Origin of the sequence: Vreelandella glaciei (assembly GCF_013415125.1) — a bacterium.
Taxonomy (GTDB): Bacteria; Pseudomonadota; Gammaproteobacteria; order Pseudomonadales; family Halomonadaceae; genus Vreelandella; species Vreelandella glaciei.
The window spans coordinates 79,129-97,133 of record NZ_JACCDE010000021.1; the positions used below are offsets into that span (position 1 = coordinate 79,129).

23 protein-coding genes and 1 pseudogene are annotated in these 18,005 nt (G+C 54.3%); 4 read left to right on the plus strand and 20 right to left on the minus strand.

The window, feature by feature from the left end; translation table 11 throughout:
- Positions 1–111: 111 nt before the first annotated feature.
- From HZS80_RS14620 to HZS80_RS14635, 4 genes are all read right to left on the minus strand, one after another.
- Positions 112–360, minus strand: coding sequence for a YkoF family thiamine/hydroxymethylpyrimidine-binding protein (locus HZS80_RS14620; RefSeq protein WP_008958845.1), 249 nt, complete (start codon positions 358–360; stop codon positions 112–114).
- 9 nt (positions 361–369) lie between these two features.
- Entirely contained in the window at positions 370–1,197 is an 828-nt protein-coding gene (locus HZS80_RS14625) for an alpha/beta fold hydrolase (protein WP_035564476.1), read from the minus strand.
- A gap of 109 nt (positions 1,198–1,306) precedes the next feature.
- Entirely contained in the window at positions 1,307–2,353 is a 1,047-nt protein-coding gene (gene dinB, locus HZS80_RS14630; RefSeq protein WP_035564478.1) for a DNA polymerase IV, read from the minus strand.
- Between the two features lie 43 nt (positions 2,354–2,396).
- Positions 2,397–3,860, minus strand: coding sequence for a protein adenylyltransferase SelO (locus HZS80_RS14635; protein WP_179916508.1), 1,464 nt, complete (start codon positions 3,858–3,860; stop codon positions 2,397–2,399).
- 94 nt (positions 3,861–3,954) lie between these two features.
- On the opposite strand from HZS80_RS14635, the gene HZS80_RS14640 reads away from it, so the two are divergent.
- Positions 3,955–4,566, plus strand: coding sequence for a DNA-3-methyladenine glycosylase (locus HZS80_RS14640; protein ID WP_218927727.1), 612 nt, complete (start codon positions 3,955–3,957; stop codon positions 4,564–4,566).
- Positions 4,567–4,578: 12 nt separating this feature from the next.
- Here the strand turns inward: HZS80_RS14640 and HZS80_RS14645 are convergent, their stop codons facing one another.
- Complete coding sequence (locus tag HZS80_RS14645; protein WP_179916509.1) at positions 4,579–5,424, minus strand: NAD-dependent protein deacetylase; 846 nt, start codon at positions 5,422–5,424, stop codon at positions 4,579–4,581.
- A gap of 110 nt (positions 5,425–5,534) precedes the next feature.
- Between HZS80_RS14645 and HZS80_RS14650 the strand changes: the two genes are divergently transcribed.
- The gene (locus HZS80_RS14650; protein WP_179916524.1) at positions 5,535–6,719 is read left to right on the plus strand and encodes a UbiH/UbiF/VisC/COQ6 family ubiquinone biosynthesis hydroxylase; all 1,185 of its coding nucleotides are present in this window, start codon (positions 5,535–5,537) and stop codon (positions 6,717–6,719) included.
- Positions 6,720–6,936: 217 nt separating this feature from the next.
- Here HZS80_RS14650 and HZS80_RS14655 read toward each other — a convergent pair whose 3' ends face one another.
- Together HZS80_RS14655 and HZS80_RS14660 are read right to left on the minus strand one after the other, a co-directional pair.
- Positions 6,937–7,614, minus strand: a complete 678-nt coding sequence (locus tag HZS80_RS14655) for a DsbA family protein (RefSeq protein WP_179916510.1) — start codon at positions 7,612–7,614, stop codon at positions 6,937–6,939.
- Positions 7,615–7,717: 103 nt separating this feature from the next.
- On the minus strand, positions 7,718–8,632 hold the full coding sequence (locus tag HZS80_RS14660; RefSeq protein ID WP_179916511.1) for a cation diffusion facilitator family transporter: 915 nt from the start codon (positions 8,630–8,632) through the stop codon (positions 7,718–7,720).
- A 362-nt stretch (positions 8,633–8,994) separates the two neighbouring features.
- Here HZS80_RS14660 and HZS80_RS14665 point away from each other — a divergent pair, with 362 nt between their 5' ends.
- Positions 8,995–10,191, plus strand: coding sequence for an E22 family MetX-like putative esterase (locus HZS80_RS14665; protein WP_179916512.1), 1,197 nt, complete (start codon positions 8,995–8,997; stop codon positions 10,189–10,191).
- A gap of 143 nt (positions 10,192–10,334) precedes the next feature.
- On the opposite strand, the gene HZS80_RS14670 is transcribed toward HZS80_RS14665, so the two are convergent.
- From HZS80_RS14670 to HZS80_RS14690, 5 genes are all read right to left on the minus strand, one after another.
- Positions 10,335–10,634 carry a CcdB family protein gene (locus tag HZS80_RS14670; RefSeq protein WP_179916513.1) on the minus strand — a complete coding sequence of 100 codons (300 nt, stop codon included), beginning with the start codon at positions 10,632–10,634 and terminating at the stop codon, positions 10,335–10,337.
- Positions 10,634–10,879, minus strand: a complete 246-nt coding sequence (locus HZS80_RS14675) for a type II toxin-antitoxin system CcdA family antitoxin (protein WP_035564494.1) — start codon at positions 10,877–10,879, stop codon at positions 10,634–10,636. The genes HZS80_RS14670 and HZS80_RS14675 overlap by 1 nt, the downstream gene beginning before the upstream one ends.
- Before the next feature lie 443 nt (positions 10,880–11,322).
- Positions 11,323–11,496, minus strand: coding sequence for a hypothetical protein (locus HZS80_RS14680; RefSeq protein WP_179916514.1), 174 nt, complete (start codon positions 11,494–11,496; stop codon positions 11,323–11,325).
- A gap of 30 nt (positions 11,497–11,526) precedes the next feature.
- Entirely contained in the window at positions 11,527–11,829 is a 303-nt protein-coding gene (locus HZS80_RS14685; protein WP_035564496.1) for a CopG family antitoxin, read from the minus strand.
- A 247-nt stretch (positions 11,830–12,076) separates the two neighbouring features.
- Positions 12,077–12,730, minus strand: a complete 654-nt coding sequence (locus HZS80_RS14690; protein ID WP_179916515.1) for a DsbA family oxidoreductase — start codon at positions 12,728–12,730, stop codon at positions 12,077–12,079.
- A gap of 99 nt (positions 12,731–12,829) precedes the next feature.
- Between HZS80_RS14690 and HZS80_RS14695 the strand changes: the two genes are divergently transcribed.
- The gene (locus HZS80_RS14695) at positions 12,830–13,252 is read left to right on the plus strand and encodes a hypothetical protein (RefSeq protein WP_179916516.1); all 423 of its coding nucleotides are present in this window, start codon (positions 12,830–12,832) and stop codon (positions 13,250–13,252) included.
- A gap of 106 nt (positions 13,253–13,358) precedes the next feature.
- On the opposite strand, the gene HZS80_RS14700 is transcribed toward HZS80_RS14695, so the two are convergent.
- From HZS80_RS14700 to HZS80_RS14735, 8 genes and pseudogenes are all read right to left on the minus strand, one after another.
- Positions 13,359–13,646: a HigA family addiction module antitoxin gene (locus HZS80_RS14700; RefSeq protein WP_022520034.1), complete on the minus strand. Its 288-nt coding sequence runs from the start codon at positions 13,644–13,646 to the stop codon at positions 13,359–13,361.
- A gap of 10 nt (positions 13,647–13,656) precedes the next feature.
- Positions 13,657–13,935: a type II toxin-antitoxin system RelE/ParE family toxin gene (locus tag HZS80_RS14705; protein WP_138800920.1), complete on the minus strand. Its 279-nt coding sequence runs from the start codon at positions 13,933–13,935 to the stop codon at positions 13,657–13,659.
- Positions 13,936–14,059: 124 nt separating this feature from the next.
- Entirely contained in the window at positions 14,060–15,022 is a 963-nt protein-coding gene (locus tag HZS80_RS14710; protein WP_179916517.1) for a ribonuclease Z, read from the minus strand.
- Between the two features lie 118 nt (positions 15,023–15,140).
- The gene (locus HZS80_RS14715) at positions 15,141–15,434 is read right to left on the minus strand and encodes a HigA family addiction module antitoxin (protein ID WP_179916518.1); all 294 of its coding nucleotides are present in this window, start codon (positions 15,432–15,434) and stop codon (positions 15,141–15,143) included.
- Entirely contained in the window at positions 15,434–15,793 is a 360-nt protein-coding gene (locus HZS80_RS14720) for a type II toxin-antitoxin system RelE/ParE family toxin (RefSeq protein ID WP_246362107.1), read from the minus strand. The genes HZS80_RS14715 and HZS80_RS14720 overlap by 1 nt, the downstream gene beginning before the upstream one ends.
- Positions 15,790–16,635 (minus strand): EamA family transporter, encoded by an 846-nt coding sequence (locus HZS80_RS14725; RefSeq protein WP_179916519.1) that lies wholly within the window; start codon positions 16,633–16,635, stop codon positions 15,790–15,792. The genes HZS80_RS14720 and HZS80_RS14725 overlap by 4 nt, the downstream gene beginning before the upstream one ends.
- 86 nt (positions 16,636–16,721) lie before the next feature.
- A pseudogene (locus HZS80_RS14730) lies at positions 16,722–16,955 on the minus strand (MBL fold metallo-hydrolase); the annotation flags it as partial.
- Positions 16,956–17,139: 184 nt separating this feature from the next.
- Entirely contained in the window at positions 17,140–17,838 is a 699-nt protein-coding gene (locus HZS80_RS14735) for a hypothetical protein (RefSeq protein WP_422822373.1), read from the minus strand.
- Positions 17,839–18,005: the final 167 nt, after the last annotated feature.

Genomic DNA, 18,005 nt, shown 5'->3' on the forward strand with positions numbered 1-18,005 from the left:
GCGGTATGGAAACGCTGGGCAAGTTATTGAGCCTGTTTTAACGACATGAAAAAATCGCACGCTCTACAGAGCGGTGACAACGGCCGATCCTACCCAGTGGCTCCGGCTCAGTTACCGAGGCCGACGGTCTCCTTCCAAAAAGTTAGCCGTAAATACCGCCTTACCATGGGTCTCAAACGACCACTTCATCACATCGCTTAATGCTGCCATTACCTCATCGAACTCGCCAAATACCTGTGTACTCATACGGTTCGGGTGCACTTCCAGCCCCGTCGCTTCCAAGCGTTTTACCACCTCTTTGACCACTGGCTTGAAATCATCGGCCAGCGGGTAATAGCTAAGCTGTACGGAAAGATACATAACGCCTCCTTATGCTGTATGAGAAGACTGACTGGTACTGGCGATACGCTGCCAGGCAGCCAATATGGCGGCACGCGTCTCATCCGGATGCTCCATCGGGAACATATGCGTGCCGGGAACCTCGCTCACCGATAACCCCTTGCGCCTCAAGCGTTTGATACGAGATGCCGTCAACAGGTGCGACTCGTTACCCGCCACCAGCTCAAGCGGCACGCCAAGCCGCTGTGGCAGGCGCGAAAGGTGATCCGGCAGATGGCGGAAAATCTCCACCTCAATACTCGGATCGAAGGTCAGTTCTGCGCTGCCGTCATCCAATATGCGTGTCCCTGCTTCAATGTAGTCGTTGAGTGCTTCCGGGGTAAAGCGGCGAAACAGACCACGACGCCCCAGCGAAGTCGCCATGACCTCTCTGCTCGGCCACACGGTGCGCCGCCCTAAGGTTTTACCCGCTGGCGTTACCCGGTCCACAAAGCCAAACCGCTTGGCGGCTTTCATCGCCCAGGCATCCGTTCCCAGCATCAACGGCGGGTCCAGCATGATCACCCCGCAAAAGCGCTCGGGCTGTTTATCGGCCGCCATGGCCATCAGCGTCCCCCCCAGCGAATGCCCCACGCCCAGCAGCGGTTTATCACTCTGCGGTAGGTAGCTCAGCAGCTCATCCACCAGATTGCCCCAATTGTGATTCACCGGGTAATCCGGGTGGTGGCCCAGCCGATCCAGCGGGTGCAGGTCAAACATCTCTGCCAGCGGATTGAGCAAGCTGCGATAGCTCAGCCCTGGAAAACCATTGGCATGGGCAAACACTAAACGGGGGCGTTGGGTAGCATCAGCAGGCATGGCAGGGCTCGTGAGTAATCAAATGTAGGATAAACAAATCAAACTATCATACGTCTGTTTTATCGCGGGCCTGGTGGAGCGTCAATCCATAAAAGGATTAACAGGCTAATTAAAACAACGACAGCTGATGCTCCTGGCTGTTTTCCGCGAGCCGATAGCCTACGCCCAGCAGGCGCACGGGGCGCTCGCCTCTGGCCCAGCCAACGTTAAGCAGCGTTTCGAACTGAGCAAGATTGGGAGCAGGATCAGCGTGTTCGACGGTGGTTTGAGTAAAGTCGTTGAATTTTACTTTGACGATGAGGCCGCGCACCGCCAATGGCGGGTCTAGACGTGCATAGCGGCGCTCCAGATCTTCGATCAGCGCGGGTAGTTCTCGGTGACAGGCATCGAGGTTGGGTAAATCCTGAGCATAGGTCTGCTCGGTACTCACCGATTTGCGCTCCCGGTGGGTTTTCACTGGGCGCTCGTCCCGCCCCCAGCTTAGCTCATGCAGCCGCCGTCCAAAACGGCCAAAGTGCTCGACCAGGTCGGTTAGCGAACGGGTACGCAGGTCAGCACAGGTATGAATATCCAGCCCCGCTAACTTCTCAGCCGTACGCGGGCCCACCCCATGGATTTTCTTGACCGGCAGTTGCTGCACAAAGCTATCGACCTTATCTGGCGTGATCACGCACAGGCCGTCGGGCTTGTTCCAGTCGCTAGCGATTTTAGCCAGAAACTTATTGGGCGCGACGCCTGCTGAAACGGTGATCCCCACTTCTCGGCTGACCCGTTCGCGGATCGCTTCGGCCATTAGTGTCGCGCTACCGTGATGCAGCGTGACCTCTGAGACATCCAGAAACGCCTCATCCAGCGAGAGCGGTTCGATCAGTTCAGTCACATCGCGATAAATGGCGAAGACCTGGCGGGCGACCTCTTTGTATTTGGCCATATCGCCGCGAATCACAGTGAGATGCGGGCAGCGCTTAAGCGCTTGGCCCATGGGCATGGCCGAGTGAATGCCAAACTCGCGGGCGGGATAGTTGCAGGTGGCAACCACCCCGCGCTGCTCGACGCTGCCGCCAATGGCAATGGGGATATCCCGCAGCGCGGGGTTGTCGCGCACTTCCACTGCTGCATAAAAGCAGTCACAGTCGCAGTGAATGATTTTGCGCACCGGCTACCCTTCTACCTGTAAAAAACCACAGTTTATCACAGCCTCAGGTGCCGCAGAACGTTCTCAACACTTGCTCATTTTCCGTAGCAGGCGCTGCTGAACGGCGCGCTTCAACAGATTCATCGAACGGCTTAGTCACAACTGCCAATAAAGTGTGGAAAGGCGCAAAATCACCATCGTAAGCGGCATCAATGGCTTCCTGAACCCGGTGGTTGCGGGGAATGATCACCGGGTTGGCGCTTCGCATGGCGGCGGAGCGCGGGCTGTCTTGACTGACGACTTGCTCGGCCTGCCAAGTCTCCAGCCACGCGGTCAACTCACTGGGCTGAGTCGTCAGCGCCAGCAGCGCTTCACGGTGCTCATCACTCGGCGAAAGTGCGTAGTGAGTGAGCGCATCGAAGGTGGCGGTCATATCCATCCGCCCTTGATGCATCTGGCTTTCCAGTGCTTCCATCAATGGCGCTGCTTGAGGGCTTTCCGCCGCCAAGCCGAGTTTATCGGCATGCAAGCGGAGCTGCTCTGCGCTGAACAGCGTATCGAAGCGACGAATGACGTCAGTGGCCTGCTGCACCAGCGCGTCGCCCTCTTCACGCATTAATGGCAACAGCGTTTCGGCAAAGCGCGCCAAGTTCCACTGAGCAATGGCGGGCTGGTTCTCAAAGGCGTAGCGCTTACCCTGATCGATGGAGCTAAACACCTTCTGTGGATCAAACTGCTCCATAAAGGCACAGGGGCCGTAGTCGATGGTCTCCCCGGCGATGCTGCAGTTATCGGTATTCATCACGCCGTGGATAAAGCCGACGCTCATCCAGCGCGCAATCAGCACCGCTTGGCGGGCCACCACCGCCTCTAATAGCGCCAAATACGGGTCTTCCGCGTTGGCGGCTTCCGGGTAGTGGCGCTCAATAACATGATCCGCCAGTGCTTTAAGCAGTACTTCATCCCGTTGCGCAGCGGCAAACTGAAAGGTGCCCACGCGAATATGACTGCTTGCCACGCGGGTAAAGACGGCGCCAGGCTCGGCCATCTGCCGCACCACCCGCTCGCCGCTGGTCACTGCCGCCAGAGCACGGGTGGTGGGAATACCCATCGCGGCCATAAATTCGCTGACCAGGTATTCACGCAGCACCGGGCCTAGCGGCGAACGACCATCGCCACCGCGAGAAAACGGCGTGCGGCCGCTGCCTTTTAGCTGCACATCGCGGCGCACGCCGCTCTGGTCGATCACCTCACCCAGCAGCAGCGCGCGGCCATCGCCCAACTGGGGCACAAAATTGCCGAACTGGTGGCCTGCGTAACCTAATGCGCCCGGCTGAGAACTCGGCATGGGCTGATTACCGCTAAACCACTGAGCCAGCGTCGCAGCTTCAGGAACGTCATTCGCTCCCAGTTCACGGGCAAGCGGGGCATTAAATGCGATCAGCTCTGGGCTGGCCACGGGCGTTGCCTGGGTAGCGACCCAGAGAGGTTCAGGCAAGGTGGCATAAAGATGTTCAAATGACAGCACGATACACTCCGCTTCAATTGGCTGTGGTTAGCTAATACCCTAGCACTCTACTCAAGTAAACGCCGAGGCGATGATGTTAAAACCGTGCCCAACTTTGCCTAATGTTAAAAGCAGCGCGCTAACACCCCTCCCCCGCGACTTCTATAATCGCGACACGCTCGAAGTGGCGCGAGACCTACTGGGCTGCTGGCTGGTGCGTGAACATAATGGCGAGCAGATGGCGGCACGAATTGTCGAAACCGAGGCTTATTGCGGCGCCGAAGACTCTGCCTGCCATGCCCACCGTCGCCGCTCACCGCGAACAGAAGCGATGTTCGGCCCCGCTGGCCACGCTTATGTCTATCTCGTTTACGGCATGCACTGGCTGCTAAACGTGGTGACTGAACCGGAAGGCTCGCCCTGCGCGGTGTTGATTCGTGCGATAGAGCCCACCGTTAACGAAGCCGCCATGCGAGCCACCCGCCAAGCTTTAGGTAAACAGCTCAGCAATGGCCCCGGCAAGCTCACTCGTGCAATGACGATCGATAAAGCGCTGTATGGTCACGATATGACCCAGGCTGACAAGCTCTGGATTAGCACAGCAACCCACGACGCCTCGATAGTCAGTGGCCCACGTGTGGGCATCGATTACGCCAAACCCGAGCACCGCGATGCGCCATGGCGGCTCTGGTTGGAAGATAATGCGTGGGTATCGAAGGCGCGCTAGTGCTGAACAGGACTAAGTGCCCTGCAAACAGCGAACTGCCTGCTCAAGCACCGGCGTCAACGGCGCTCGCCACTGATGGGTCAATAGCGCATCTGCCCTTGTGACGCCGAGGGAGAGCGATGCTAACGGGATGCCCCGCTCATGGGCGGCGCGGCAGAAACGGTAGCCTGAAAACACCATCAACGAGGTGCCCACGGCCAGCACCGCCTCCGCCTCGGCCAGCGCTACCTGGGCTGCCAGCCGCCGTTCGGCGGGCACCACATCGCCGTAGAACACCACATCAGGCTTTAAGATACCGCTGCAGCGCGGGCAGTCGAAAATACGAAACGTGCTGAAATCGGTTTCCAGGTCGGCATCGCCATCCGGAGCGTGCCCCGCCTGCAAACCAGTAAAGCTCGGATTCATGCGCGCCATTTCGGCATGCATGGCATGGCGCATCATTTGGTAGTCGCACACCATGCACTTCACCATATCCGCCCGGCCATGCAGGTCGATCACCCGTCGCGAACCAGCCCGCTGATGCAAACGGTCAACGTTTTGGGTCACTAACTGCTGGATATAGCCACGTGACTCCAGCGCGGCCAGCGCACGGTGCGCACCGCTGGCCTGGGCTTCGCGCATAGCGCTAAAGCCGATCAGCGCGCGAGCCCAGTAGCGCTGGCGTACGTGATGAGAACTCATGAAGTCGCCATGCTGCACCGGTGGCGGCCGCTTCCACTGCCCATCCGCATCCCGATAGTCCGGAATGCCGCTGTCGGTACTTACGCCCGCACCGGTAATCACCCACAGTTTGGGGTGCTGTTGAATAAACGCTGCCAGCTCCTCACCCGCCTGGGTAACGCTATTGGCTATTTCCATGGCCTGCGACAATCGTTCACCTCTAGGCAATCTTGCTCAAACTCAACGATACTGTATGACAAGCAATGCCTGCGCAATGCGCAAAAGCACCTCATTTTAAGGAGCATATGATGCAACAGTCTGAGCAACACGACCATGATGTCATCATTGTCGGCGGCGGAATGGTCGGTGCCGCACTGGCGGCGCGCTTGGGCCATACGGGCTTCTCCGTGGGTTTGGTTGAGCAAGGCGATGCCCCTACCCCACCCAGCGGCGTTTATGACCTGCGCATCTCATCGCTGAATGCGCGCTCGCTGGCATTTATCAAGGCAAGCGGCACCACCCTGCCGGAAGAGCGTAGCTGCCCGTTTCGCCATATCGATGTTTCCAACCAGGACGGCACCGGCCATTCGCTGTTCTCCGCTGAAGATAGCGGCATGAAAGACTTCGGCATCTTTATCGAAAACCGTACGCTGCAGTATTCGCTATGGCAGCGCATAGAACAGCTGCCCAGCGTTACTTGTTATACCCAGTGCGCACCGTTAAGTACCGTGTCGGCGACGAACAGCCGACTATTGGAGTTGGATAACGGCAAAACCCTAAGCGCCCGCCTGATTGTCGGCGCCGACGGGGCAACATCGACGCTGCGTTCGCTGGCCGGCATTAGCGTGACGAACTATGACTATCATCAGCGGGCGATGATCATTAACGTGGAAACCGAACTGCCACAGCAGGATGTTAGTTGGCAGGTATTTACCCCCACCGGCCCCTTGGCCATGCTGCCGCTGCCCGGCCACAACGCCTCCTTGGTGTGGTACGACAGAGATGAGACCACCAAAGCCCGCGAGCAGTTGGACGACGATGCACTGAAAGCCGCCATCGAAATGGCTTTCCCCAAACGCCTGGGTAATCTTATTCGCATCGTGGCGCGGGCCAGCTTTCCCATCAAGCGCCAGCACGCCCACCGCTATATCGGCAAGCGCTTAGCACTGATTGGCGATGCCGCCCATGTGGTGCATCCGTTGGCGGGCCAGGGGTTAAATATCGGCCTGCACGACGCTGACACCCTGGCCGAGATCATCGTTCAGGGCCGCGACCCCGGTGACTATGTCAACCTACTGCGCTTTGAGTGCCAGCGCCGCGCTGCCAACCAAGCGATGATCGCCGCCACCGACACTTTTCACCACCTGTTTACCGGTGCCAAGCCGCTGCGCCAACTAGGCGACTTAAGTCTACAGCTCGCCGAGCGCTTCCCGTTCGCCAAACGCATGATGATGCAGCAAGCCAACGGGTTGAATCCGTTTAAAATGTACTGAGTCTCGTTTGGGCCGACACCGCTTTACATACATACTGCCAAAACGGCAGGCCAAGTAACCGACGATGGCATTAGCTTCAGCCGCGACTGATCTAACGGCGCGCCCTCAAGACACGGCGCGCTTCAGCGCTCAATAGCCACGCCTACATGAACATCACCGTAGAGGACGTACCGATAGCCTGTAACCTGTCTAAGGCCTATTAGCCACCGGCGCTGCATCACTGGCCATCCTCTGCTTCAGAGGTCGCCTGTACGTGTCTCTCTACGGCATCAATCAGCGCTTGCATACCAAAGGGGTCTAAAGGTTCGCCATTAATGAAAAAGGTCGGTGTTTGGCGAATCTGGTTTGCCCTGACATCCGCCATGTCTTGGTCGATCACCGCCTGTACATCAGCAGAGGTAAGTTGTTCCTCGGCAGCCGCTCGATCAAGACCCGCTTCGCTGGCGATTTCCAAGATAGCGGATTCATCAAAACTGCCATGAGATGCCCACTGCTCCTGGCGAGCCAGCAGTGCTTCCAGTACCGGTTCGAACACCCCCTGACGACGCGCGACTTCCAACACACGAATGGCCTTATCAGATACGTCGCCGTGGAAAGGCGTATAGCGCACGATTAGCCGCACTTTTTCCGGATAGGTTTCCAGAATACGTTTGGTAAGTGGATAGAAGGCGCGGCAGGCTTCGCAGGCCGGGTCGAAAAACTCAACAATCGTCACTGGCGCGTCTGCTTGCCCCAGGATTGGGGAGTGTGAACGCACCAAGGAACTTTCGGCCTGGGCTCCATTCTCACTGGCCGCCTCAGCTTGCATATCCAAGAGTGCAGGTTTTGATACCATCACGATGGCAGCCATTAGCATCAACGTACCCGCAAGCATAAAAGACGTTTTTTTGAACATTTTTCTCTCTCTGTTTCAAAGGTGTGGTTAAAAAACCAGGTCGGGACGCTACGACATGAAGCCAAATGGTAAATAGACATCTAAACGAGCGTGTTTTGGCCTGTTACTCATGCCCATAAAGGTTGGCATCCTGATGCGCGTGATCAATATGCTCAAACTCCAAGCTGGAATGGACAATGTTGAAGCGCTTTTTTAGCTGATCTTTGATCGCTGCTTTCACTGATTCAAGCCGCTGCCAACCTGCTTCCGTCATAACCACGTGGCAATCAAGGGCGGCCGCATTTTCCTGCATCTGCCACAGGTGCACATGATGAATATCCTGGACACCCTCGATGTTCCGTACGGTTTCAATGACGCCTTGCCCGTCAATGTCAGGCGGAGATCCCAGCATCAGCGTGCGGATAGGGCCACCAATTTCTGAGAAGGCAAGGTAAAGAATATACAGCGCAATCCCTATCGTAATGGCGGGATCTACCCAACGCATGTCGTACAGCAAAATCAGTGAGCCGCCGATAATCACGGCGATGGAGGCAAACGCATCCGATAAGTTGTGCAGAAACAGAGCGCGGATATTGACACTCTCTTTTTGCATCGACCAAGTGAGCATGGCGGTCAGTGCATCGATGACAAGCGCGACCCCACCAATGATAACGATGATCCAACCCTGTATCTCAGGGGGATGGATCATGCGCATAGCGCCTTCGTAAATCAGATAGACGCCGACGATAATGAGCGTGGTGTAGTTAATGAGTGCTGCCACTATCTCGATGCGGCCATAGCCAAAGGTCATGTGCGCATCGGCAGGCCGTCTTGCGATTTTGCGGGCGGCAAAGGCAATGACGAGCGCTGCCATGTCAGAAAAATTATGCAGCGCATCAGCGATAAGAGACAGGCTTCCCGACAGAATGCCACCGACGATTTGGGCGATGGTTAACAGACCATTGGCCCAAATGGAAATGCTGACGCGCCGGTCGCCAGAGACCGGATCAATGTGGGCATGATCATGATGATGTCCCATCTGTTAACCTCATTCGGATTATTCATTCCCTTCACTATAAAACCTCTAGCCACTAAAGCTTCAACCCTTGAGTATTGTCTATTTGCACCGCTCCGGTGGGGTAACGCTTGCCTAGATACTGGCGTAGCGATCGAGCTGCAACTGCTCCGCAAATTGATTGATCGTCTTGGTTAGATTGGCAAAGGTGGGTAAATCCGGTGCCAATACGTGATACCTATAGGCAAGCGCCTCAAGCAGATCGCACCACATTTACGAGGGGGCAGCGAATCCGTTTAAAATGCGCTAGAACCGACTACGCTGAGAAGGCAGCGGCTCACTGTCGCCAATAACAACCACAATAACCTCTCATCTAAGGATCGCTTATGGTACTTATACAACGGCACCCTCTGCTCACTGCCTCGGCCGTGATCGGTATCAGCCTAGTGGCCTCTTCATCGGTAATGGCCTGGGATGGCGTGGTCGAAAAACAGACCTTCGAGATGGAAAACTTCACGACCCAAGGGGGCGTGACCATTCCCGAGGTCAACGTGGGCTGGGAAGCCTACGGTGAATTAAACGACGCCCGCGATAACGTCATTCTGATTACCCACTTCTTCTCAGGCACCAGCCATGCGGCTGGCCGCTATGAGGAAGATGGGCAGCCGACCGGCTACTGGGATGCCATCATTGGCCCCGGCAAGCCACTGGATACCGATGAGTACTACATCATCTCCTCGGATACCCTGGTCAACCTCGGTGCCAATGACCACAACGTCACCACCACCGGGCCCGCCTCCATCAACCCTGATACCGGCGAGCCCTGGGGGATGGATTTCCCAGTTGTCACCATTCGTGACTTTGTCGAGGTTCAGCGCGAGCTGTTAGAGAGCCAAGGGATTGAATCACTGCATGCGGTGATGGGTGCCTCGATGGGCGCGCTACAGGCCATCGAGTGGGCCAGCGCCTACCCTGACCGCGTCGAACGGCTAATCTCAGTGATTGGCGGCGGCGTTGCCGACCCCTGGCTGCTGGCAACGCTAAGCGCCTGGGCTGCGCCGATTCGGTTGGATGCCAATTGGAACGAGGGAAACTACTACGACGGCGAGCCACCCACCGAGGGGCTAAAAGAAGCGCTGAAACTGGTCACTCTCAACGCCAACCACTGGCAATGGGCCAACGAAACCTTTAACCGCGACTGGGCCGATGAAGCGCGCGACCCGGCTGAGGATATCAATGCCCGCTACGCCATCGAGCAAACGCTGGATGATATCGCTGCCGCTCGTGCCGAGACCTCCGATGCCAACCACCTACTCTACTTGGTGCGCGCCAACCAAACCTTTATGGCGGGCCACGGCGATTCACTAGAGGAAGGGCTTGCCGCTATCGAAGCACCAACCCTGATGCTATACAGCGAAAACGATCTTGTCTTCGCGCCCCAAGGCGTGCGCCGCACCGCCGAGTTGATTGAGGCTGACGGCACCGACGTGACGCTTGAAACCCTGGAAGGCAACCGAGGCCACTTGGATGGTGTTGTTTCCATCGACCAAGCGAGTGATACGTTGCGGGCGTTTTTGAAGTAAGGGGGGAGCGCTGGCTTTTAGACTAAAGCCAGCGTTTATCACACCAGCGCCGCTTTTTTTGACAACATTTTAATGCATTCATTGCAGAGCAGCTCAAGTGCGGCCGATACGACGCAATCGGTGGAATCCCTACAAGCTCAACCTTAAAATCCCAAAAACAGCATAGCCAACGCCGCAGAAATCTCGTCTTGCTGCTCAGCAAGGCTACCTGCAATAAAACGCAATTCGCTTTCAGGCACAGCAGCCATGTACTGAGTCACCATAACAACCTCTTGGCCCTTAATGTTGAACACCGGGTTTAGCCTTTGAGCAGGAGACGGTGCCGAGGATTTGGGCAGCAGTGGCACGACCACTTGAGTGTTCAAGCCACTGAGAAGATCTGTCTGAACATCCAGCAGATAGCCATCCCCACCCTTATTTTCAAAGATATCGAAACGGGCCATTAGAACTGACGGTGCCGTGCAAGAGGCAATCCATTCGCTTCAACGTATGCATTCGAGCTTGCAAGGGCGTTGGCATTGTCCTCCAACCACTGCTTCTGCTTATGCAGCTTCACCGCCTCCGCAATCCCTGCCTCTGCTGATCGTGAAACATTGATTCCCAGCGCTTTGGCCTCATTTAGAAGGGCACTATCTAGCGATAAGTTCGTTGGCTTGCGTCTAGATTTGGTCGCTTCGGCGGCTTGCATGATTCACTCCTCGCGCATAACTATGCACTTACTGTATGCGCATATTTATAGCACATCAATATTGCGCGGCGCCAAGTTCAGAGCTACCCCGTAGATCAGCCATACTTCATTAAACTGGATAGTCTGACTGTCTTTTTCTCGGGCTAGCTTCGCCTTCTTTATACTGAAGAAGGTAGAAGGTTTTAACATCCTGCCGTTTCCCATGCGCTCAGGCGAAACGCCTACTGAGCAACCCCTGCATGGCATTGCCGCCGCTCGCATTACTGCTCTGATTGAAGTGGGCGGCACCGGTAACCCAGGAAGGCAATCGAGGCCACTTGGATGGTGTTGTTTCCATCGACCAAGCCAGCGATACGTTGAGAGTTTTTGAAGCAAGGGCTTGAGCGCTGGCTTTGAGAGAGCCAGCGCTCTGACTCAATGAATAGGCGGATTAACTACCGAGCCTAATGCAAGCGTCCTTCCACATATTTATGAAGAATGCTGGCATCTTTCTTGAGCATCGCCTCAGCATACTGCTGATGCTTTGCATTTCTGTCTTCAACATCTGTCGCTCGCTGCAACTCTCCCGCATCAAATGCGTCCAGAGTATCCTGCTCTTCTTTATTCCACTTACTCATTGCGAATCCCCCACATAGGCCTGGATTGCGCTAGCGTCTCCGCTGTCCTGATTTGTGAGCAGAAATGTCCTTGAGGCCACCGGAAACATACTTGTGAAGAACACTGGAAACCAGAGACTGGTACGGCAGCCCCTCTTCCAACGCTCGGCGCTGAAGCGCTTCCAGATCCCGGCTGGAAATACGAATGTTGATACGTTTGTCTTTCTTGAACGTTTCTTCCGCTGCCTTCGTGAGATATTCCCGACGATCAGCATTCAGATCCGATTCAAACTCCTCGGAATCATATGCCTCAAGCAACTCTTGCTCTTCAGGCTCTAATTTAGTCCTAGCCATATTGCCCTCCTAGAAATTTCTTGGTGGCCTTGCGACTGGGAATAATCGTTTTGAGAAAAATTTCTCTCTCATTCTCGACGTACGGTACCAGCCAAGCGTAACCATCAATTCGAATCACAAACAGCCGCTGATTCGGATACCTATCCCTGTTTGGATGAGGCCCATCATCAAGCAAGCCACCTGACTGAAGAGCAAAGCGTGTGCCTATTGGCATCTTGCCAGCGCGAAGCACAGTGGAACAGGGACATTAGCGGCTAGCGTTTTCCTCGGCCACCTGACGAAGCGCATCGACCAACACGTCGGCGGGCTGGGCGCCAGAAATCAGGTAGCGTCCATCTAGAATAAATGCCGGTACGGCGTTCACCCCTGCCTCCATAAAGTGCTGCTCTGCCGCTCGCACTTCATCCGCGTACTGATCAGACCGGGCGATGGCCTCGGCAGCATCACCATCAAGGCCGACCTCAATGGCCTTCTCGCGTAGGACCTCTGGGTCTGAAGGGTTTTTCGCCTCACCGAAGTAGGCCTCGAACAGTGCCAATTGCAGGGGCGTCTCTAGATTTTGCGTTGCGGCCCACGCCAGCACGCGGTGGGCAGCGAAGGTATTGTTCGCCCGGCGCTCCTGGGCACCACTAAAATTCAGCCCAAGCTCCTCGGCCACCGCCATAATCTCGCGCTGGGACTGCGCCATGCTGGCAGCATCCTTGCCGTACTTGCGGCACAAGTGCTCCAGGATCGGCTCGCCCTCGGGCGGCATGTCAGGGTTGAGCTCGAAGGGCTGCCAGAAGAGCTCAACGTCGATCTCGCCATCAAGGGTTTCTAACGCTTGCTCCAGGCGACGATAGCCAATCGCGCACCACGGGCAGGCCACATCAGATACTAGGTCAATTCTTACCTTTTGCATTTTGTATATCCCTTCGACATATTCCAAAATTCGATCAAACTAAAGAAAGCATGGTACGTGTATATTGTGAGTAACGGCAGTAGTGATTAGGAGACAGATATGGCAAAAGCAGCGTTAGCGTTAAGCACCCTATTACTGATCAGCGGGTGTGCTCAAAACAGCAATAACGCCGCATCAGACACGCCGGACTCAGTTACATCAACCGGGCAAAGCGAGCCCCATCATCAGATGACCGACCAATGGGTCGGCCGATGGACAGGCGTTGAAGGGTTATTTCTGGAAATCAGCAAGGACGAGCCTGAAGGCCCGGGCCATTATCTCCTCCACATGCGCTACGGCCTGGATGCCGATCAAATCGGCACCTTCGAAGGGCAGGCCACCGCCGAAGGCATTCGCTTCAAACGCGGGGACGGCCCACAGCTGCTTCGTGCGGGCGACGGCAAAGCCACCGGCATGAAGTGGCTATTGGAAAAGGAAGACTGCCTGGTAGTTAAAACAGGTGAAGGCTATTGCCGCGACTGATCTGAGCGGCAAGCACTCAAGGGGCGGCGGGATGAAAGCAGTTATTCTGCCGCCAGTTCAGCAAAGTGTCTCGCTTTATCCAGGGTGTACTTAAACCACCGCTGCTTTAAGCGGCAACCAGCCTCTTTACTTTAAGCTCTTTGCGATGCTGTTCGGCATGCCAAAGCTCGTATTGGGACTGCTGGTTCAACCAGCTTTCCGCAGAGGTATCAAACGCAATAGAAAGCCGCACAGCCATTTCAGGACTAATACCTGCCTTGCCGTTCAGCACGGCACTGAGCGTTTTGCGGCTTACACCCAGCGCTTCGGCAGCGGCTGTCACAGTAAGGCCTAGAGGCTCCAAGCAAAGCTCGCGTAATACTTCACCAGGATGGGGAGGGTTGTGCATCAGCATTGGCGGTACCTCAGTGGTAATCTTCATAATTCACTATCTCGGCATCTCCGTCCTCGAACCGGAACGTCACGCGCCAGTTACCACTCACCGTGACGGACCAGATTCCAGAGCGCTTACCTGAGAGTTCGTGCAACCGAAGGCCTGGTAAGTCCATATCGTTGGCATCTGACGCTGCATTAAGTCGACCAAGAATAAGCCGAAGTCTCTTTGCATGCGCGGCCTGAATCCCTGCAGTGCTGCCGGATTTAAAGAATTTTGCCAAGCCTTTGTGTTTGAAGCTTCGGATCATCTATTAAATGTACCCTGCAACGTATCAGGTGTCAAAGGCAAGGAGTTGCTCAAGTATGGCCGAGCATTTTTCAACATATTCTCTCTCATAGGCATCTAATCGCTCGTGACGAGTACCGAAAAAACTACTCGCCCGGCACTTCAGCAAAGCGGCCCGCTTTATCCAGGGTGTATTCGCCAAAATCCCGCGCCAGGTAAATCGAACCCGAATAGACGCGCAGGGCCTCTTTGCGGATGTCCTCAATGGACGGCGACGCATGGGGGCTGAGCTGGTAACGGGGGCTGAAGTGCGTCAGCACCAGATTGGGCAACTGAACCGATTCGGCAAACGCGGCGACAAGCTTGGCGTAGCTATGCCCCACATCACCGGCCTTCTGGGCCATTTCTTCGGTGTAGGTGGCTTCATGCATCAGCACCTGTGCCCCTGAGCACGCCGCAAACAACAAGTCAGGCTGGTCATTATCCCCAGCGATCACCACTTTTCTCGGCTTGTGCTTGAAGATCAGGTAGTCATGGCTTTTTAAAAGCTCACCCTCAAACCCAACGTCAAACCCTTGCTTCAACTGCCCCCACAACGGCCCTCTCGGAATCCCCTTCTGCGCTAGCTTATCCACGTCCAAGGCAGCGTCGACCTTCCTCTCCGTAAACCCATAAGCGTATGACGGCGCCCGGTGTGAAAGCCTGAACGTGGTAACCGCGATGCTCTCAAACTCAACGCTCGGCAGCTCGTCCGAGCCGATAAACTCCAAAGTGAAGGGCAAGCATAGATGCGTGGCCTCGCAGGTGGCCTCCAACCACGCCTTGATACCTGCGGGGGCCACAATGGTCAGCGGCGCTGTCCGGCCACCCATTCCCGCACTCGCCAGTATGCCCGGCAGCCCATAGCAATGGTCGCCGTGCACGTGGGTAATAAAGATGGCTTTCAATGAATGGAACGATAGCTTCGTGTGCAAAACCTGATGCTGGGTGCCCTCACCACAATCGATTAGGTACCAGCCCTTTCCTTTACTCTCTCGCAAAGCGACGCCGGAGACGTTTCTGGTTTTGGTGGGTACGCCGGCGGAGGTGCCGAGGAAGAGTAGATTCATATCGCATCCATGCTTTCGTTTTAGAACCCCAAACCTGGGGTGCAGGCATATAGAGTTCCAATAAGTTCGGTTTCTCGGACTTTTTCGACAGGAGGATCAGAAGCAACGATAGCTATCGTTAAGCGGCTTCAAAATCCAATGGCTGAAGGTCGTCCAAATTAATTGTGCTGCGAGCCATCCATAGGTCATACATATCCTGCATCGCCAGCCAGCTTTCTGGGGTGCGCCCAAGCACTTTGGATAGACGCAAAGACATTTCGGGGCTAATGCCGCTATCCCCCTTGAGCAACCGTGACAGCGTAGAAGGTGAAACGCCCAAACTGGACGCAAGCTGACGGGAACTAATACCAAAGGGTTCCAAGTAAACTTCCCGAATAAACTCGCCTGGATGCGGCGGATTATGCATCGTCATCAGTGATAATCCTCATAATCAAGAATGTAGGCGTTGCCGTCCCGAAATTCGAACGTCATGCGCCAATTTCCGTTGATCCAAATCGACCATCGCCCCTTGTCTTTCCCTTTCAACGGGTGGAGCCGAAAACCTGGGATATCCATATCTTCTACTGACATAGCTGTATCCAGAGCAGCAAGTTGCATACGCAGCTTCTTGGCATGATCCACCTGTATGCCAGCAGTGCTGCCAGACGCGTAGAACCTTTTCAGTCCTTTGTGACGGAATGATTTAATCATGAAGAAACTATAGCCTGTTGCGCACCAAGCAACAACAAAAAAGGTGAATTCCCCACCGATGACTTCGCGGATGAGTTTCAAGGCTTGTAACGCGTCAACGCAATACCGCAAGCGATCAAGCCTGAAGAAACAAACCGCCAGACGCCAAAACCTTCTTTCAGAATGATGGTGGAAATAAGCGCTGCGAACAATACGCTAGTTTCACGTAAAGCAGAGACCATACCGAGTGGGGCGTAGGCCATGGCCCAGATAACGATCCAATACGCACCGACCTGCATTCCACCGCCGACAACCGCGGGTGCCACATTGCTGGATATAACTCTTTTTATCTCCTTGGCTTTCCACGTCAGAGCAATGGCAAACGTCAGCAAGCCGTTGCCGAGGGTCAATAAAACCGCAAAGCCGAGCACCGAGCCAGCTTGTCGTGCACCTAGGCCGCCCACCAGCGTGTAGGAAGCGATAAAGGCGCCCGTGCCGAGGGCAAGGAAGATAGCGCGGGGATTTTTGGTAATACCGGTGCTTGTATCGAACGCTAGCGACATCACGCCAACCCCGAGAAACAGCACGCCGAGTAACGGGAGAAACCCCAACATTTCGCCAGCGAACGCGGCTGCGCCAAGGGTAACGAGTAATGGCGCCGATCCACGAGCGATGGGATAGACCTGACCAAAATCACCGTAGTGGTAAGCCATAGGCAGGCAAAAGTGATAGGCGGTATGAATCAAAATGGCTAGGCCAAGAAGTGGCCAACTGGCAGGATCGGGGAGCGCCACGAAAGGCAGTGCGAACACAGATACCAAACTGCCCAACAGGGTGATCACCGCCATAACGGCGATCCTATCACCACTTACTTTAACGATCGCGTTCCAGCTGGCGTTAAAGATGGCAGCGAGCAGTACAACCATTGTTATTTCTAGGCTCATGTCACCGTATCCTTGAGCGGCAGGATGCAACGTTAAGAAAAACTAGTTTCCCCAGCATAGTCCAAATTCCTATACACGCATGTGGCCGCACTCGCCAATATACCCGGCAGCCCATAGCAGTGATCACCGTGCACGTGGGTAATAAAGATGGCTTTCAATGAATGGAACGACAGCTTGGTATGCAAGACCTGATGCTGGGTGCCCTCACCACAATCGATCAGGTACCAGCCCTTTCCCTTGCTCTCGCGCAAGGCGATGCCGGAGACGTTTCGTTGTTTGGTGGGCACGCCAGCGGAGGTGCCGAGGATGAGTAAGTTCATAGCTTATTTGTGATCTCGCTTATGTACTCATTTTAAAGCTAAGCCAGTGGGCTGCCGGCCGCCTAACTTATGGTTAAATCATTAGTGTAACTAGAGTATAACGCCGTGCGCATCTGTAATCTAAACACGCAGGTAAAATTTACCGGCACAGCGACTTATTATGAACTATCGAAAAAAATCTTACTTATGAATAAGAAAAGTCCTTTACATCTATTTGCAGATCTTTCACCTGCCTACTTATTCTTTTCTTAAATTCAAACTCGATCTCCTCATCTTGATACTCTTCAACCTTTAAACCAAAATACTCGACTAGAACGGCTCTCATCTTCTCTAAACTGTAATTATCAAAATTCGGAATATATTTTGTCTCATATTTCCTATAGCTTAACTCTTTAAAAGCTCTTACAAATTTTTTAGGAGAGACATCAACATCAAATCGTTTAACCAATTTAGCTACATAACTATCCAGTGCGTGCAAAAGTATTTCGTCATTAATTTCAGCAAAGAAAAAAAGCCACCCTTTACTCTTATTCTCATAAACACAGCCAGTAATTCTTAGATTCAACCTCCAAAGCAAAAAATCCTCACTTTTTTGTTTAGAATATTTATAACTTGTAAAAATTGAAACTAGAGAGTTTTTTAGCTTCTCAACAGAACCAGCCCGGACAGTAACTCTATTACCAAAAAACTGATACCCCAAATAATTAAACCCGTCAGCTATAGAACCAATACTGGACTTTTCAGGATTTTTAACAGGGTCATAAATCTTTAACCCAATACCACTAAACATTCTAATAACATCATCTGAAACTTTCTTAGCCTCAGAAATATCACAGAAAATCAAGACATCGTCAACATATCGATAATACTTAATCCCATGCATAGCTTTCAGTTTTTTATCGATATTTGATAAATATATTGCCGCAAGAATGGCGGTCTCAAGTTCCAAGCGCAACGCTATTGAAGGGTGCTCGGGCCAGCGACCGATTTCTTGAGCACCTCGGCGTAAACTTCCAGCGGCGTGCGCCAGTCCAGTGTCTTGCGCGGCCG

Bases quoted from the DNA above. Each gene is read 5' to 3' on its own strand.
- HZS80_RS14695 (WP_179916516.1), top strand. From the start codon at position 12,830: ATGGCAAAAGCAGCGTTAGCGTTAAGCACCCTATTACTGATCAGCGGG.
- HZS80_RS14690 (WP_179916515.1), bottom strand. From the start codon at position 12,730: ATGCAAAAGGTAAGAATTGACCTAGTATCTGATGTGGCCTGCCCGTGG.
- HZS80_RS14660 (WP_179916511.1), bottom strand. From the start codon at position 8,632: ATGGGACATCATCATGATCATGCCCACATTGATCCGGTCTCTGGCGAC.
- HZS80_RS14735 (WP_422822373.1), bottom strand. From the start codon at position 17,838: ATGCATGGGATTAAGTATTATCGATATGTTGACGATGTCTTGATTTTC.
- HZS80_RS14715 (WP_179916518.1), bottom strand. From the start codon at position 15,434: ATGACGATGCATAATCCGCCGCATCCAGGCGAGTTTATTCGGGAAGTT.
- HZS80_RS14675 (WP_035564494.1), bottom strand. From the start codon at position 10,879: ATGCAAGCCGCCGAAGCGACCAAATCTAGACGCAAGCCAACGAACTTA.
- HZS80_RS14705 (WP_138800920.1), bottom strand. From the start codon at position 13,935: ATGATCCGAAGCTTCAAACACAAAGGCTTGGCAAAATTCTTTAAATCC.
- HZS80_RS14650 (WP_179916524.1), top strand. From the start codon at position 5,535: ATGCAACAGTCTGAGCAACACGACCATGATGTCATCATTGTCGGCGGC.
- HZS80_RS14680 (WP_179916514.1), bottom strand. From the start codon at position 11,496: ATGAGTAAGTGGAATAAAGAAGAGCAGGATACTCTGGACGCATTTGAT.
- HZS80_RS14685 (WP_035564496.1), bottom strand. From the start codon at position 11,829: ATGGCTAGGACTAAATTAGAGCCTGAAGAGCAAGAGTTGCTTGAGGCA.
- HZS80_RS14665 (WP_179916512.1), top strand. From the start codon at position 8,995: ATGGTACTTATACAACGGCACCCTCTGCTCACTGCCTCGGCCGTGATC.
- HZS80_RS14710 (WP_179916517.1), bottom strand. From the start codon at position 15,022: ATGAATCTACTCTTCCTCGGCACCTCCGCCGGCGTACCCACCAAAACC.
- HZS80_RS14700 (WP_022520034.1), bottom strand. From the start codon at position 13,646: ATGCTGATGCACAACCCTCCCCATCCTGGTGAAGTATTACGCGAGCTT.
- HZS80_RS14655 (WP_179916510.1), bottom strand. From the start codon at position 7,614: ATGTTCAAAAAAACGTCTTTTATGCTTGCGGGTACGTTGATGCTAATG.
- HZS80_RS14645 (WP_179916509.1), bottom strand. From the start codon at position 5,424: ATGGAAATAGCCAATAGCGTTACCCAGGCGGGTGAGGAGCTGGCAGCG.
- HZS80_RS14670 (WP_179916513.1), bottom strand. From the start codon at position 10,634: ATGGCCCGTTTCGATATCTTTGAAAATAAGGGTGGGGATGGCTATCTG.
- HZS80_RS14725 (WP_179916519.1), bottom strand. From the start codon at position 16,635: ATGAGCCTAGAAATAACAATGGTTGTACTGCTCGCTGCCATCTTTAAC.
- HZS80_RS14620 (WP_008958845.1), bottom strand. From the start codon at position 360: ATGTATCTTTCCGTACAGCTTAGCTATTACCCGCTGGCCGATGATTTC.
- HZS80_RS14625 (WP_035564476.1), bottom strand. From the start codon at position 1,197: ATGCCTGCTGATGCTACCCAACGCCCCCGTTTAGTGTTTGCCCATGCC.